Consider the following 13,606-nt stretch of genomic DNA (forward strand, 5'->3'; position numbering starts at 1 on the left):
ACGTCACGGCCTCGCCGGTCTCCGCCGCCCAGCTCGGCGGCCTCGTCGATCTCATCGGCGAGAACGTCATCTCCGGCCGCATCGCCAAGGACCTCTTCGAGATCCTCTGGACCGAAGGCGGCGACCCGCGCGAGATCGTCGAGAGCCGCGGCATGAAGCAGGTCACCGACACCGGCGCGATCGAGAAGGCGGTGGACGAGCTGATCGCCGCCAATCCCGACAAGGTCGAGCAGGTCAAGGCCAAGCCCACAATGCTGGGCTGGTTCGTCGGCCAGGCGATGAAAGCCTCCGGCGGCAAGGCGAACCCGCAGGCGCTCAACGAGATCCTGAAGGCGAAGCTGGGAATTTGACCCTGAAACGCGCGGTCATCCCGGACGCAGCGAAGCGGAGCTCCGGGATCCATGCCTGAACCTTCCCTGGAAGCGCTCCGGCATGGATTCCGGGTCAAGCCCGGGCTGATAGTGCTGTTTCCTGCGCGAACTGGACGATCGGAATGACCCCCGACGGTCTCATCATCCGCGACGCGGAAGCCGCCGATCTGCCGGCGGTGCGCGCCTTGCTGGTCGAGACCTGGCACGCGACCTATGACGGCATCTATGGCTGGCAGCGCGTCGCCGAGATCACCAATGCCTGGCACTCGCTCGAAAACCTAACGAACCAGCTCGGGCGGGAGGAGGGCGTGTTTCTGGTCGCGCTGGTGGGCGAGGAGATCGTCGCTACGGCCTCGGCCCGCAAGGAGCGTGACCGCACGGCGCTGCTGACGCGGCTTTATGTCCTGCCGGCCTGGCAAGGCACCGGCATTGGCCGCACGCTGCTGCAGGTGGCGCTGGCCTGCTTCCCGGAAGCCCCCGTCGCCAAGCTCGAGGTCGAGAACCGCAACGAAGCCGCGATCGCCTTCTACGAGCGCATGGGCTTCTTCCTGCAGCGCCAGGCGAGGTTCGACGGCCGCGACGACGCGCCGAACACGCTGCTGATGGCCAAGCGCCTGTTCGTTGGGTAACCGCCGCCCCCCATCCTCGCTTGCCTCGAAAGCCCGCCTCGATGACTGAAACCGCCCCCGCCATCATCATCCGCCGTGCGCAGGCGGGTGACGTCGCCCGCATCGCCGAACTGATCATGCTGGGCGCCGCGACGCAGACGATGACGCCGGACGAGATCCGGCAGGAGGCGCAGCATCCCGGCTATGCGGAGGCTTTCGCCGCCATCGACGCCAGCCCCGACAATGCGCTCTTCGTCGCCGAGCGGGCAGGGCAGATGGTCGGCACCTTCCAGGTCACGCTGATTCCGGGCCTCGTGGCCCGCGGGCGCAAGCGGGGCAAGATCGAAAGCGTGCATGTCGCGCTGGAATGCCGCGGCATGGGCATCGGCAAGGTCATGATCGCCCATGCGCTGGCCTTCGCGCAGGCGCAGGACGTCGGGCTGATCGAACTCAGCTCCAACAAGTCGCGCCTCGACGCCCACCGCTTCTACCGCAATCTCGGCTTCGCCCAGAGCCATGAGGGCTTCAAGATGGAGCTGTGAGGGTCATGCTCGCGGCGTAGGCGCGAGCAACCCTGCCAGCGCACCGACCGCTGCAGAACCCAGCGCGGTCAAAATATCGGGCACGCCGGCGCCTTCCTTGCCTGACAGAACCAGCAGGATGGTTCCTGCGACAACCAGGATGACAGTCAGGCCGAGGAAGGTTACGACCATGCGGTAGACCCAGGGGTCGGTGTCGAGCGGCAGTTGCCGCTTCGCTTCCGCGGCGGCGCGCTTGAGCGTCGCCTCCGGCTCGGTCTTTAGCCCCTCCGTCGCGTCCGAATCCGCAAGGATGTTCTGGACCAGCAAATCCGCAGACCGCTCCACCATCGCCGCCTCCTATGCTAGTAAATGCAACTATGAGTTGCATGACGCAGGGTCGGAATCAAGATGGCCTGCGCGCAGGGCCGGTCCGGGCTGCGGCGCATCGCTTCCGTTACGGACGGAGCGCGCCTAGCATGGCGCAAATCACACGGGATGCCCCCATGAGCCAGAACCAGACCCAGCCGATCGAACTGCATTATTGGCCGACGCCCAACGGCCACAAGATCACGATCATGCTCGAGGAATGCGGGCTACCCTACACGATCGTGCCGGTGAACATCGGCAAGGGCGACCAGTTCAAGCCGGAGTTCCTGGCGATCGCGCCGAATAACCGCATGCCCGCCATCGTCGATCCGCAAGGACCGGACGGACAGCCGATCTCGGTCTTCGAATCGGGCGCGATTCTGCAATATCTCGGCCGCAAGACCGGGCAGTTCTATCCGGCCGACGAGCGCGCCCGCGTCGCCGTCGACGAGTGGCTGTTCTGGCAGATGGGCGGCTTCGGTCCGATGCTCGGCCAGACCCATCATTTCCGCCTCTACGCGCCCGAGAAGGTGCCTTATGCGATCGACCGCTACACCAACGAGACCAACCGTCTCTATGGCGTGCTGAACCGGCGCCTCGAGGGGCGCGACTATATCTGCGACGCCTATTCCATCGCCGACATGGCCTGCATCGGTTGGGCGAGGGGCTGGGAAAAGCAGGGGCAGGACATCACGCAGTTCCCGAACGTCGCGCGCTGGATCGAGACGATGATGGCCCGCCCGGCCGTGGCGCGCGGCCTGAAGGTCGGCGAGGAACTGCGCACCGCCCCGGCGGGCATCCACACGGCGGAGGAAAAGGCGATCCTGTTCGGCCAGAAGGCCCGGTAAATCGTCGATTCCGATCGGCGTGGTCGTGCCGGGCAAGCGGCCCCCGGCTCGTGCCCTCGGCAGGTCAGAGGACAGGCTCCGCCGTGCCCATCCGGGATCCCTGCCGGAACGGTTTCGGCATGGATCCCGGGTCTCAAGCCAGACCCGGCATCCGTCCGGCCGCACCATGCCTCGCGAAGCCCATTGGTCGGGCTGGACAGGGCAGAGGATCAGGGGTGGCCGATAGCGGGGATAGGTTCCCTCAATCGATCCGCTTCCACACCACCGAGCGGCAAATGAGGCCGCCCATCACGCAGCCGGCCGTGGTCAGTGTGTCGCCGGCGAGCGTCATCGTGCCGGAATAGGTCTTGCCGTCCTCGGGGTTGAAGGCGCTGCCGGCCCATTTGCCGGTGCCGCTCGGCTTCATGTCGTAGAAGATGCGCTGGCCCACCTTGGCCGGCCCGCTCGTATCCTTCAGCCAGGACAGCGTGCCGCACAGCGCCTCGCCGCATTTGGCGATGCGCACGCGCGAGGCGCCGCTGTCGCGCTGCCAATTGCCGAGCGCCTCCTGAGCCCATGCGCCGCCGGCCGTTCCGGCCAGCAGCAGCGCCGCCAGCCCCATGCTCGTCCATCCGCCTTGTCGTGTCATCCGATCCTCCCTTGTGGCGAACATCCCGGATGCCGCCGTTATCGTTTAGATGTGAACGATATCCGCTTTTCAGCGCGGCTCAAGAGGCGGCAAAGCAGTGAGGCGCCGGGGTCTTCCCTGCGGGAGGGTGAATCGAATCTCAATGCGTTGCCGCAAATCGATTCGACAGAGTCTTGAAATCAAACGCTTTTCTGGAATTTCGGCGTAAACGCCCGATTGATTTAACCGCTCGCTCAACTTTCGTTGAGACTCGATTCATCGCGTAATTTAGCCCCCGCTTTAACGGTTGCGGCCACTCTCGGGACATCGGCCGGGACCTTTGGACGGGTGATCGGCGAGCAACGAAACAGGGTGGTTCGTCATGGCACGCATGGAGATGAGCGCGGTTCCCGCTTCGCTGGTGATCCCGGCGCAGGTGTCGGCAGAGGCCTATTACGAGTTGGGTCTGATGCACGCCGCGGGGCGTTCCGGCCCGGTCGACCGGGTGAAGGCGCAGACCTGGTTCAACGTCGCTTTCGCCCGCGGCTGTGCCCGCGCCGCGGCGGCAAGGCAGGAACTCGCGGCGGAGATGACCCGCGACGAGATCGCCCAGGCCCTGCGCGAGGCCCGCGCGGTCCTGACGCGGCACTGAGCGGGCGGACCCCTGTCTCAGCCCTCATCCTGAGGAGCGCTCGACACGAGCGCGTCTCGAAGGATGGTCCAGCGGTCTCAGAGGCCCTCTCGAGCATTCTTCGAGACGCCACTTCCGACGAAATGGCTCGTCAGGATGAGGGCCGAGCGACGCTCGCCCTCGGCATCTGGTCACCAGCCTTGTGGGGCGGGGAGGCGGCGGCTATAAGCGCGCCGCATTCCCGATTTCAAATCCCGCAAGGATCTTCCGATGGCTGTCCAGCGTACCTTCTCTATCCTCAAGCCCGACGCGACCAAGCGCAATCTCACCGGCGCGGTCAACGCGGTCATCGAGAAGGCCGGCCTGCGCATCGTCGCGCAGAAGCGCATCCAGATGACCAAGGAGCAGGCGCAGACCTTCTACGCCGTCCATTCCGAGCGCCCCTTCTTCGGCGAGCTGGTCGATTTCATGACCTCCGGCCCGGTGGTCGTGCAGGTGCTCGAGGGTGAGGACGCCATCGCCAAGTATCGTGAGGTGATGGGCGCCACCAACCCGGCCAACGCCGCCGAGGGCACCATCCGCAAGCTCTTCGCCCAGTCGGTCGGCGAGAACACCGTCCACGGTTCGGACGCTGCCGAAACCGCCGCGGTCGAGATCGCGCAGTTCTTCGCCGGCAACGAGATCGTCGGCTGATTTCAGCCTCGGCTTAAAGACGAAAAAGGCGGGCCTCGCGGCCCGCCTTTTTCGTTTTGAGGTCCTCTCTCGGCCTCACATCCCGAAGGAGTAGCTCGAGCCGGTATCGAAGGAGTAGCTCGCTGCAAGACCGATGGTGAGCGAGTTCTTGGAGCCGAAGGGCCGCACGATCGGAGAGCGGGTCGCATCCCCGGTCAGGCGCTTGTATTCGACATAGGCGGTCGTCTTCAGACTGTCGGACCAGTTATAGGTCGCCTGCGCGATCGCGCCATAGGAGTGCAGCCCAGTATTGAAGCGCTGCAGCAGGCCGCTGGTCCCCGGCATCGCGCCGCCGGTGCCGAAATAGGTGCGGACGTAATCGGCGGAGGTGATCCGCAGGCGCGGGCCGGCGCCGAGCGTCCAGGAGCCGATCGTGGTGAAGGCGTCGAGCTTCAGATCCGCCACGATGCCGTCATGCGCGACGATGCCCCGGCGGATATCGACGCGCCCGCGCAGCCAGGAGGTCGGGTAGAACTCGGCGAAGGCGCCGGCCTCGGCGCCGAATTTGGTCGCAGGCACGGCGACGAGCGCCGGATTGACCTTGGCGCTGCGCTTCCATAGGAGATCGCCCGAAAAGCCGACGCGCCAGCCCTGACCGGAAAACACGCCGATGCTCAGCATCGCGTCGTCCTCGGCGCTCCACCAGGTGCTTTTGAGGCCGCGGCCGAGCGAGATGATCGGCCGCGCGCGGAAGACGTAATCGTCCGAGCCGGTATAGTCCGGCTGGTAACGGACGCCGGCGCCCAGCGTCAGATACCAGTTCTGCGCCGATTGGGGGGAGGTGAGCTGGGTATAGTCTCGCGACTGAGCCTTCGCCCCGCCGGTCAACGCCAGGCCGAGGCCGAGCACGAGGCCCGCCAGATACACAACGCAACGCATGGTTCACAACTCCGGCGCCGAGGCACCTCTCGCAGGGGTTTCGCTGCACTCTCGGCGATGAGGATTGAGGCTCGGTTAACGTTGACGGGGTGTTACGGGGTTGGCGTGGGTTCACCACCCGCCAGTCCGCAGCCCTCCTCTTGAGGAGTGATGCGAAGCGTCGCGTCTCGAAGGGTGCTCCAGACCGTTCCGGAGCCTCTGCGAGCATCCGTCGAGATGCAGCCATTGGCTGCTCATCAGGATGAGGGCTGGTTCGTTCCTGCCCAGCCGAGACGGGATTTGCTCTCCCAAGGCGAAGCTTGATCGATTAGAACTCATCCCATGAACGCCCAGCCGCGCATCGACATTCGCCCCTCGGTCTGCCCGCATGACTGCCCCTCGGCCTGTTCGCTGGAGGTCGAGGTCATCGAGGGGCGCGGCATCGGCCGCGTGCGCGGCTCCAAGCGCCAGAGCTACACCGACGGCGTGATCTGCGCGAAGGTCGCGCGCTATGCCGAGCGCATCCATCATCCCGATCGCCTGCTCCATCCGCTGAGGCGGACCGGCCCCAAGGGCTCGGGACAGTTCGAGCCCATCTCTTGGGACGAGGCGCTGGAAGAGATCGCCAGCCGCTTCCTCGCCATCGAGGAGCAGCATGGGCCGGAAGCCGTCTGGCCCTATTACTATGCCGGCACGATGGGCCTGGTGATGCGCGATGGCATCGACCGCCTGCGCCATGCGAAGCGCTATTCCGGCCAGTACTCGACCATCTGCACCACGACCGCTTGGACCGGCTTCATCGCCGGGACGGGACGTCTCGCCGGGCCAGATCCACGCGAGATGGCGAAATCGGATTGCGTGGTGATCTGGGGCACGAATGCGGTCCACACCCAGGTGAATGTGATGAATCACGCGATCAAGGCCCGCAAGGAGCGCGGCGCCAAGATCGTCGCGATCGACATCTACGACAACGCGACGCTCCAGCAGGCGGATCTGGCGCTCGTCCTGAGGCCGGGAACCGATGCGGCGCTGGCCTGCGCGGTGATGCATGTGCTCTTCCGCGACGGCCATGCCGACCGCGGCTATCTCGCCCGCCATGCCGATTGCCCGGAGGAGCTGGAGGCGCATCTGGCCACCCGCACGCCCGCATGGGCCGCGGCGATCACGGGCCTGACAATCGCCGAGATCGAGGAATTCGCGACGCTCGTCGGCACGCGCAAGAAGAGCTTCTTCCGCCTGGGATACGGCTTCGCCCGCCAGCGCAACGGCGCCGTCGCGATGCATGCCGCGCTCTGCGTGCCGACCGTGACGGGAGCCTGGCAGCATGAAGGCGGCGGCGCCTTCCACAGCAACAGCGGCATCTACAAATGGCGCAAGAGCCTCATCCAGGGGCTCGACGTCCATCTGAAAAAGGTGCGCCAGCTCGACCAGTCGCAGATCGGCCGGGTCCTGACCGGCGACGCCGAGGCGTTGCGCGGCGGCGGGCCGGTGAAGGCGCTGTTCATCCAGAACACCAACCCCGTTTCGGTCGCGCCCGAGCAGGAGCTGGTGAAGCAGGGCTTCGCGCGAGACGACCTCTTCACCGTCGTCCACGAGCAGTTCATGACCGAGACGGCGAAGATGGCCGATATCGTGCTCCCGGCGACGCAGTTCATGGAGCATGACGATCTCTATCAGGGCGGCGGTCACCAGCACATCATGTGGGGCGGCAAGCTGATCGAGCCGCCGGGCGAGTGCCGCTCGAACCACGAGGTGATCTGTGCGCTGGCCGGGCGGCTGGGGGCGGAGCATCGGGGCTTTTCGATGAGCGTGCGCGAGATCGTCGACTGGACCCTGCGGGAGAGCGGGCGCGGCACGCTGGAAGAGCTGATCGCCAGGGATTTCATCGATGTGCAGCCGGATTTCGAGACGGCGCATTATCTCAAGGGCTTCGGCCATCGCGACGGCAAGTTCCGCTTCAGGCCGGACTGGCCGAAGGTGCCGAACCCCAATGAAGGCCTCGTCGGCCCGTATGCGCAGATGCCGGAACTGCCCGACCAGTGGGACGTGATCGAGCAGGCCGATGCCGAGCATCCCTTCCGCCTCGCCACCAGCCCGGCCCGCAGCTTCCTCAACTCCACCTTCACCGAGACGCCCGGCTCGGTGAAGAAGGAAGGCGGACCGACCCTGATGCTGCATCCGGAGGATGCTGCCGGGCTCGGCGTGGTTGCCGGCGACCAGCTCGTCGTCGGCAACCGGCGCGGCACGGTGCATCTCACCGCCGCGCTGTTCGCGGGTGTGCGGCGCGGCGTCGTCATCGCTGAGTCGATCTGGCCGAACGCCGCCCATAAATTCGGGCGCGGCATCAACACGCTGACCGGAGCCGATTCGCCCGCGCCGTTCGGCGGCGCCGCCTTCCACGACAACAAGGTCTGGATCAGGAGGGCGTGAGGGCCACGGGCATCGGACGCGAGTCCTCGGGTCGCTCTTCAGGATGGGGGCTGAGGGACATGCGAACCGCTCCGGCGTGACCCTCCGTCCTCTTGACCTTTCGGTTGGCTGTGTCATGCGGAACGCCACGGCGACGGCGATCCTTCGCGCCGCCTTTCTCGAAAGCACGGGCTCGAAAAGATGATCATGCGGCGGATGGGTGCGGTCGTTCTGGCCGGTGGACTGGCGCTTCTCCTCAGCGGCGCGGCCCTGGCCGCCAGCAGCCAGACGCCCGTGCCGGTCGTGGACCCCACGGCCAAGAACCTCACCCCCTACATGATCAAGCTGCGCGCCTTCGACGCCTGCCTCGTCAACCAGTCGGGCCTGCTGAAGACCACGCGCGAGGCGGTGCACACGCCCTGCAGCTGCTACGCCAACGGCACCATCGAATCGATGACCAAGGACGAGATTCAGGCTTTCCGCGACACTGGCTATTTCAACGATTCCGCCCGCGAGAAGGCGCTCTCCTTCCTCGACAAGTGTAAGCTGAAGCGCCCGTTCTGAGGCTGTCGAGTTCCGTCATTCTCGGGCCAGGCGCAGCTTGGATCCGAGAATCTCGGGGACGATGAGCACGGCTTTTCCTGCACCAGCTGCTCGGCGCGCGCCCGAGCATGACGCCGTCTTCTCCGACGCCGCTCCCGCCATGCTGCTGCCACGCTCCTGACAGAAGCTGTCAGCCTGATCGAGTCATCCTGACAGCACGGTCGAAGCCGACGCCGCTTTCACAGAAGCGGCGTCGCGGCATGGGCCGTCAGCGATCGCGAAGAGGCGGGGAGAAGACAGCCGTGCAGCGCGCCGAACGTTTGCTGGATATGATCCAGAGCCTGCGCCGCCGCAGGCGCCCGGTGACGGCCGAGACCCTGGCGGCCGAACTGAGTGTCTCCGTGCGCACGGTGTACCGCGATATCGGCGCGCTGGTGCGTCAGGGCGTTCCGGTGCGCGGCGAGGCCGGCATCGGCTATGTGCTTGATGCGGGCTTCGACCTGCCGCCGCTGATGCTCTCGCCCGACGAGATCGAGGCGGTGCTGGTCGGCATGCGCTGGCTTACCGAGCGTGCCGATCCGAGTTTGGCGCGCGCGGCGGAGGATGTCGTCAGCAAGATCGGGGCGGTGCTGCCCTCCCATCTCAAGCCGATCCTGCTTGACGGCGCGCTCTTCGCCGCCTCCTATCCGGGCGATCTGCCGGTGGACCGGGTCGATATCGCGCCGGTGCGCGCCGCCATCCGCAACGGCCGCAAGCTGCGCATCGCCTATAGCGACGAGAGCGGCCAGGCGACGCAGCGCATGATCTGGCCGATCGGCATGACCTTCTACGAGCGGGTGAGAGTGGTCATCGCCTGGTGCGAGCTGAGGCAGGCCTTCCGCCATTTCCGCACCGACCGCATCACCGAGCTGGCGGCGCTGGAGGAGCGCTATCCCGGCCGCCGCGCCGAGCTCTTCCGCCGCTGGCAGAAGGAAGAGGAGCGCACGCGCGAGGAATGGGCGCGCTGCCAGCGCGAAGGCCGGGAGGCACCGCAGCAGGCCCAGCCTGCGTCGGAGGCTGCCCCTCAGCCGCGCTCGACCACACCGCCGACCAGCTTCGCGCGGCCTGAAGCGACCTCCGCCAGCGCGGCCGGATAGAGCTTGTGCTCCTCGACGAGGACGCGCTGCGCCAGCGTCTCCTCATCGTCGCCGGGGAGGACCGGCACCTTCGCCTGCAGGATCACCGGCCCGGCATCGAGCTCCGGCACGACGAAGTGGACCGAGCAGCCATGCTCGGTGACGCCTGCTTCCAGCGCCTGCCGGTGGGTATGCGTGCCCTTGAACAGCGGCAGCAGGGAAGGATGGATGTTGATCATCCGCCCTTCCCAGCGCTGGACGAACCAGGGCGTCAGGATCCGCATGAAGCCGGCGAGCACGACGAGTTCGATCCGGTTTTCCCGCAGGACCGCGTCGACCGCCCGCTCGAACGCCTCGCGATCCTTGCCGAAGGCGCGGTGATCGACCGTGGCGGTCGCGATGCCGAAGCCACGCGCCCGCTCCAGCCCGACGACATCCGGGATGTTGGAGACGACCAGCGCGATCTCGGCCGGGTAGTCAGCCGCCCGCGCCGCCTCGGCCAGCGACACCATATTGGAGCCGCGCCCGGAGATCAGCACGCCGACGCGGGTGCGGGCAGCGGAACGAGGCTGTTCATCGAGCATGGGAAGCCCTCATCCTGAGGAGCGGCCGCAGGCCGCGTCTCGAAGGATGCCCCAGAGATCTCCCGCGCCTTTGCGAGCATCCTTCGAGACGCGCTTCTGCGAAGCGCGCCTCAGGATGAGGGCCGGGAAGGAGCCGCAGCTGAAGCTCACAGCGAAAGCCTGCCGCGATAGCTGACTTGCTCCTCGCCCGCCGATACCGGCACGACCTTGCCGAGCTTGACCGGCGCTTCGCCGGCGGCCTTCAGCGCGGCCTCCACCTCGTCGGCCTTGGCCGCATCGGCCGCCACGACCATGCCGAGCCCGCAATTGAAGGTGCGCAGCATCTCGCGCTCGGCGACGCCGCCGGTCTTCGCCAGCCAGCCGAAGACAGCTGGCACCGGGATGGCGGGCAGATCGAGCGCGACGCCCAGCCCCTCGGGCAGAACGCGCGGGATGTTGTCGGGAAAGCCGCCGCCGGTGATATGGGCGAGCGCCTTGATGCCGTCGGTCGCCTTCAGCGCTTGCAGCAGCGGCTTCACATAGATCCGCGTCGGCTCCAGCAGCGCCTCGGCGAGCGTCTTGCCGGCTGCGAAGGGGGCGGGCGCGTCCCAGGAAAGGCCGCTCATCTGGACGATGCGGCGCACCAGCGAATAGCCATTGGAATGCACGCCGGAGGAAGGCAGGCCGAAGACGACATCGCCGGCTTTGAGATCCTCGCGCGGCAGCAGCGTCCCGCGTTCGGCCGCACCGACCGCGAAACCGGCGAGATCATAGTCTTTCTCGGCATACATCCCCGGCATCTCGGCGGTCTCGCCGCCGATCAGCGCGCAGCCGGCCTGCCGGCAGCCATCGGCGATGCCCCGCACGATCTCGACGCCGACCTTGGGGTCGAGCTTGCCGGTGGCGTAATAATCGAGGAACAGCAGCGGCTCGGCGCCCTGCACGATGAGGTCGTTGACGCACATCGCGACGAGGTCGATGCCGATCGTGGAGTGCAGCCCGCTCTCGATCGCGATCTTCACCTTGGTGCCGACGCCGTCATTGGCCGCGACCAGGATCGGATCGCTGAAGCCGGCGGCCTTGAGGTCGAACAGGCCGCCGAAGCCGCCGATCTCCGCATCCGCACCCGGCCGGCGGGTCGCGCGCACCAGCGGCTTGATCTGGTCGACCATCGCATTGCCGGCGTCGATATCGACACCCGCCTGCGCATAGGTCAGTCCATTCGCGCCGGGCTTGCTCATGGCTCTCTCGCCTTCCATTCCTGCTCGCGCGAGCGATAGGCAAGGCGGCCGCGGCTGGCAAGGCGTCTGACCGGGTTATCCGCCGTGCCGCGCCCTGAAAGGGCAGATGGTGAAGGCCCGCCATATTGCGCTTGTCGGCGCCGCGGCCTATCTGCCCAGCGGCTGCGTCCGCCGGGAACTTTGCGGCCTCCCGGCGTTTGAGAGGCGGGCTGTCGTCTTGCGAAGAGGCTGAATCATGACGTTGCAACGCCAGATCGGCTTTTGGCTCGGCTCGCTCGCCGTCTTCGTGCTCTTCCTCGTCGTCTTTCGCGATATCCTGCTGCCCTTCATCGCGGCTCTGGTGCTGGCCTATCTGCTCGATCCGCTGGCCGACCGGCTGGAGCGCATGGGCATGGGGCGGTTGGCGGCCACCATCGTCATTCTCGTCTTCTTCCTGCTCTTCTTCGTGCTCGCGCTCGTCCTGCTCGCGCCGCTACTGGGCCAGCAACTCGCCGGGCTGGTGGCGCGCCTGCCGCAGGACGCCTCCCGCCTTCAGGAACTGCTGATGGAGCGCGGTGCTCCCTGGCTGGAGCGCTTCGGCGGCGGCGACCTCGCCAAGGAGGCCCAGAATTCGCTCGGCAACCTCGTCGGCGAGGCGACGAAATGGATCGGCGGCCTGCTGCAATCGCTCTGGAGCGGCGGCACCGCCATTGTAGGCGTGTTCTCGCTGCTGGTGCTCACTCCGGTCATCGCCTTCTACCTGCTGGCGGACTGGGATCGCATGGTCGCCACCGTCGATGGCTGGCTGCCGCGCGCCCATCGCGACACCATTCGCGGTCTGCTGCGCGAGATGGACACCGCCATCGCCGGTTTCCTGCGTGGGCAGGCGCTGGTCTGCCTGCTGCTCGGCGCCTTCTATGCCATCGGCCTCAGCGTCATCGGCGTGAATTTCGGCGCGCTGATCGGGCTGATCTCCGGCTTCCTCTCCTTCATTCCCTATGTCGGCTCGCTGACCGGGCTGGTGTTGTCGGTCGGCGTGGCGACGGTGCAGTTCTGGCCGGACTGGACCTGGCCGCTGGCGGCGCTCGGCGTCTTCCTCGTCGGGCAGTTCCTGGAGGGCAACATCTTCCAGCCTAAATTCGTCGGGGACTCGATCGGCGTCCATCCCGTCTGGCTGATGTTCGCGCTTCTGGCCTTCGGCTCGCTCTTCGGCTTCGTCGGGCTGTTGATGGCGGTGCCGCTGGCGGCGATCGCGGGGGTGCTCTGCCGCTTCGCCCTTCGGCAATATCTCGCCAGCAACCTCTACAGGGGCGCGCCGGTGCCGCCGCCGAAGGAAGTGGTGGTCAAGGTCGATCTCGAACGCTGAACCAGATGAGCGACAGCACCGCGCGCCCGCGCCAGCTGGCTTTCGATCTGCCGGTCGACAGCCGCCACGGCATCGAGGATTTCCTGATCGGCCCCTCGAACGAGGCCGCCTATGCCCTGGTCGAAAGCTGGCCGAGCTGGCCGGAGGCCTGGCTGCGGCTGACGGGGCCGGCCGGCGCCGGCAAGACCCATCTGGCCGCGATCTGGGGTCGTGCCGCCTATGCCTGGACGGTCAGGGCAGCCGAACTCGGCGACGACAAGGTAGCGCATCTCATCTCCAACGGCGCCCTCGTCGTCGAGGATTGCGATGCCGGCCCCTTCGACGAGGCGGCTCTGTTCCACCTGATGAACGCGGTGAAGGCGCGCGGCGGTCATCTGCTGCTGACGGCGCGGACCCCGCCGGAGCAATGGGGCCTGAAGGTGCCGGATCTGCTTTCGCGCCTGCGGCTGGCGCCGAGCGCGACGATCGAGCCGCCCGATGACGGGCTGCTCCGCGCCGTGCTGGTGAAGCTCTTCATCGACCGCCAGCTCGTCGTCGACACGGCCGTGATCGACGCGCTCGCGCTGCGGATGGAGCGCTCCTTCGCCGCCGCGCGCCTCGTGGTCGACCGGCTCGACCGGCTGGCGCTGGAGCGCGGCCGGCGCGTTACCCGGCCGCTGGTGCAGGAGGCGCTGGCGGAGCTTTTTCCGGAGGAGGGCGGCTGATGGCGGGCCGTTCGGCGCTTTTTGAAGGCGCCGAGCCCGTGACCCTCCGCGGAAAAGCGCCACCTGCCACCTATCCGCAGCTCGAGCGCCTGCTAATCTGAAGCCCCGATTCCCGCCTGCCGTCATCGGATTGTCGTGGTGGCG

At 66.9% G+C, this 13,606-nt stretch carries 14 protein-coding genes and 2 pseudogenes; 11 read left to right on the forward strand and 5 right to left on the reverse strand.

Annotation, left to right across the window (positions count from 1 at the left end):
• The 3 genes and pseudogenes from gatB to ACOJTB_RS10405 form a co-directional block, all read left to right on the forward strand.
• Window positions 1-350: pseudogene (gene gatB / locus ACOJTB_RS10395) on the forward strand (Asp-tRNA(Asn)/Glu-tRNA(Gln) amidotransferase subunit GatB); the annotation flags it as partial.
• Between the two features lie 143 nt (window positions 351-493).
• Window positions 494-1,000: a GNAT family N-acetyltransferase gene (locus tag ACOJTB_RS10400; protein WP_420102451.1), complete on the forward strand. Its 507-nt coding sequence runs from the start codon at window positions 494-496 to the stop codon at window positions 998-1,000.
• Window positions 1,001-1,041: 41 nt separating this feature from the next.
• Window positions 1,042-1,521: a GNAT family N-acetyltransferase gene (locus ACOJTB_RS10405; RefSeq protein ID WP_420102452.1), complete on the forward strand. Its 480-nt coding sequence runs from the start codon at window positions 1,042-1,044 to the stop codon at window positions 1,519-1,521.
• A 3-nt stretch (window positions 1,522-1,524) separates the two neighbouring features.
• On the opposite strand, the gene ACOJTB_RS10410 is transcribed toward ACOJTB_RS10405, so the two are convergent.
• Window positions 1,525-1,848 (reverse strand): hypothetical protein, encoded by a 324-nt coding sequence (locus ACOJTB_RS10410; RefSeq protein WP_420102453.1) that lies wholly within the window; start codon window positions 1,846-1,848, stop codon window positions 1,525-1,527.
• Window positions 1,849-2,003: 155 nt separating this feature from the next.
• Here ACOJTB_RS10410 and ACOJTB_RS10415 point away from each other — a divergent pair, with 155 nt between their 5' ends.
• Entirely contained in the window at window positions 2,004-2,714 is a 711-nt protein-coding gene (locus ACOJTB_RS10415) for a glutathione S-transferase N-terminal domain-containing protein (RefSeq protein WP_420102454.1), read from the forward strand.
• A gap of 241 nt (window positions 2,715-2,955) precedes the next feature.
• On the opposite strand, the gene ACOJTB_RS10420 is transcribed toward ACOJTB_RS10415, so the two are convergent.
• The gene (locus ACOJTB_RS10420; protein WP_420102455.1) at window positions 2,956-3,342 is read right to left on the reverse strand and encodes a DUF2147 domain-containing protein; all 387 of its coding nucleotides are present in this window, start codon (window positions 3,340-3,342) and stop codon (window positions 2,956-2,958) included.
• Window positions 3,343-3,703: 361 nt separating this feature from the next.
• Between ACOJTB_RS10420 and ACOJTB_RS10425 the strand changes: the two genes are divergently transcribed.
• Window positions 3,704-3,973 carry an SEL1-like repeat protein gene (locus ACOJTB_RS10425; protein WP_420102456.1) on the forward strand — a complete coding sequence of 90 codons (270 nt, stop codon included), beginning with the start codon at window positions 3,704-3,706 and terminating at the stop codon, window positions 3,971-3,973.
• 249 nt (window positions 3,974-4,222) lie between these two features.
• Window positions 4,223-4,645: a nucleoside-diphosphate kinase gene (gene ndk / locus ACOJTB_RS10430; RefSeq protein WP_420102457.1), complete on the forward strand. Its 423-nt coding sequence runs from the start codon at window positions 4,223-4,225 to the stop codon at window positions 4,643-4,645.
• Between the two features lie 75 nt (window positions 4,646-4,720).
• Here the strand turns inward: ndk and ACOJTB_RS10435 are convergent, their stop codons facing one another.
• Window positions 4,721-5,563: a MipA/OmpV family protein gene (locus tag ACOJTB_RS10435; RefSeq protein WP_420102458.1), complete on the reverse strand. Its 843-nt coding sequence runs from the start codon at window positions 5,561-5,563 to the stop codon at window positions 4,721-4,723.
• 321 nt (window positions 5,564-5,884) lie between these two features.
• On the opposite strand from ACOJTB_RS10435, the gene ACOJTB_RS10440 reads away from it, so the two are divergent.
• The 3 genes and pseudogenes from ACOJTB_RS10440 to ACOJTB_RS10450 form a co-directional block, all read left to right on the forward strand.
• A complete protein-coding gene (locus ACOJTB_RS10440) occupies window positions 5,885-7,972 on the forward strand; it encodes a molybdopterin oxidoreductase family protein (RefSeq protein WP_420102459.1) in 2,088 nt (695 codons plus the stop codon).
• 195 nt (window positions 7,973-8,167) lie between these two features.
• A complete protein-coding gene (locus ACOJTB_RS10445) occupies window positions 8,168-8,515 on the forward strand; it encodes a hypothetical protein (protein WP_420102460.1) in 348 nt (115 codons plus the stop codon).
• A gap of 281 nt (window positions 8,516-8,796) precedes the next feature.
• Window positions 8,797-9,465, forward strand: a pseudogene (locus ACOJTB_RS10450) (helix-turn-helix transcriptional regulator); the annotation flags it as partial.
• A gap of 92 nt (window positions 9,466-9,557) precedes the next feature.
• Here ACOJTB_RS10450 and purN read toward each other — a convergent pair.
• Together purN and purM are read right to left on the reverse strand one after the other, a co-directional pair.
• Window positions 9,558-10,193: a phosphoribosylglycinamide formyltransferase gene (gene purN / locus ACOJTB_RS10455; RefSeq protein WP_420102461.1), complete on the reverse strand. Its 636-nt coding sequence runs from the start codon at window positions 10,191-10,193 to the stop codon at window positions 9,558-9,560.
• 146 nt (window positions 10,194-10,339) lie between these two features.
• Window positions 10,340-11,413 (reverse strand): phosphoribosylformylglycinamidine cyclo-ligase, encoded by a 1,074-nt coding sequence (gene purM, locus ACOJTB_RS10460; protein ID WP_420102462.1) that lies wholly within the window; start codon window positions 11,411-11,413, stop codon window positions 10,340-10,342.
• Window positions 11,414-11,648: 235 nt separating this feature from the next.
• Here purM and ACOJTB_RS10465 point away from each other — a divergent pair, with 235 nt between their 5' ends.
• Window positions 11,649-12,758, forward strand: coding sequence for an AI-2E family transporter (locus ACOJTB_RS10465; protein ID WP_420102463.1), 1,110 nt, complete (start codon window positions 11,649-11,651; stop codon window positions 12,756-12,758).
• Between the two features lie 5 nt (window positions 12,759-12,763).
• The gene (locus ACOJTB_RS10470; RefSeq protein WP_420102464.1) at window positions 12,764-13,462 is read left to right on the forward strand and encodes a P-loop NTPase family protein; all 699 of its coding nucleotides are present in this window, start codon (window positions 12,764-12,766) and stop codon (window positions 13,460-13,462) included.
• Window positions 13,463-13,606: the final 144 nt, after the last annotated feature.

Origin of the sequence: Allobosea sp. (assembly GCF_048595345.1) — a bacterium.
Taxonomy (GTDB): Bacteria; Pseudomonadota; Alphaproteobacteria; order Rhizobiales; family Beijerinckiaceae; genus Allobosea.

Excerpts from the sequence above, each read along its gene's own strand:
- ACOJTB_RS10470 (WP_420102464.1), top strand. The coding sequence starts at position 12,764 with ATGAGCGACAGCACCGCGCGCCCGCGCCAGCTGGCTTTCGATCTGCCG.
- ACOJTB_RS10435 (WP_420102458.1), bottom strand. The coding sequence starts at position 5,563 with ATGCGTTGCGTTGTGTATCTGGCGGGCCTCGTGCTCGGCCTCGGCCTG.
- ACOJTB_RS10445 (WP_420102460.1), top strand. The coding sequence starts at position 8,168 with ATGGGTGCGGTCGTTCTGGCCGGTGGACTGGCGCTTCTCCTCAGCGGC.
- ACOJTB_RS10440 (WP_420102459.1), top strand. The coding sequence starts at position 5,885 with ATGAACGCCCAGCCGCGCATCGACATTCGCCCCTCGGTCTGCCCGCAT.
- ACOJTB_RS10465 (WP_420102463.1), top strand. The coding sequence starts at position 11,649 with ATGACGTTGCAACGCCAGATCGGCTTTTGGCTCGGCTCGCTCGCCGTC.
- purM (WP_420102462.1), bottom strand. The coding sequence starts at position 11,413 with ATGAGCAAGCCCGGCGCGAATGGACTGACCTATGCGCAGGCGGGTGTC.
- ACOJTB_RS10410 (WP_420102453.1), bottom strand. The coding sequence starts at position 1,848 with ATGGTGGAGCGGTCTGCGGATTTGCTGGTCCAGAACATCCTTGCGGAT.
- ndk (WP_420102457.1), top strand. The coding sequence starts at position 4,223 with ATGGCTGTCCAGCGTACCTTCTCTATCCTCAAGCCCGACGCGACCAAG.
- ACOJTB_RS10425 (WP_420102456.1), top strand. The coding sequence starts at position 3,704 with ATGGCACGCATGGAGATGAGCGCGGTTCCCGCTTCGCTGGTGATCCCG.
- ACOJTB_RS10405 (WP_420102452.1), top strand. The coding sequence starts at position 1,042 with ATGACTGAAACCGCCCCCGCCATCATCATCCGCCGTGCGCAGGCGGGT.
- ACOJTB_RS10400 (WP_420102451.1), top strand. The coding sequence starts at position 494 with ATGACCCCCGACGGTCTCATCATCCGCGACGCGGAAGCCGCCGATCTG.
- ACOJTB_RS10420 (WP_420102455.1), bottom strand. The coding sequence starts at position 3,342 with ATGACACGACAAGGCGGATGGACGAGCATGGGGCTGGCGGCGCTGCTG.
- purN (WP_420102461.1), bottom strand. The coding sequence starts at position 10,193 with ATGCTCGATGAACAGCCTCGTTCCGCTGCCCGCACCCGCGTCGGCGTG.
- ACOJTB_RS10415 (WP_420102454.1), top strand. The coding sequence starts at position 2,004 with ATGAGCCAGAACCAGACCCAGCCGATCGAACTGCATTATTGGCCGACG.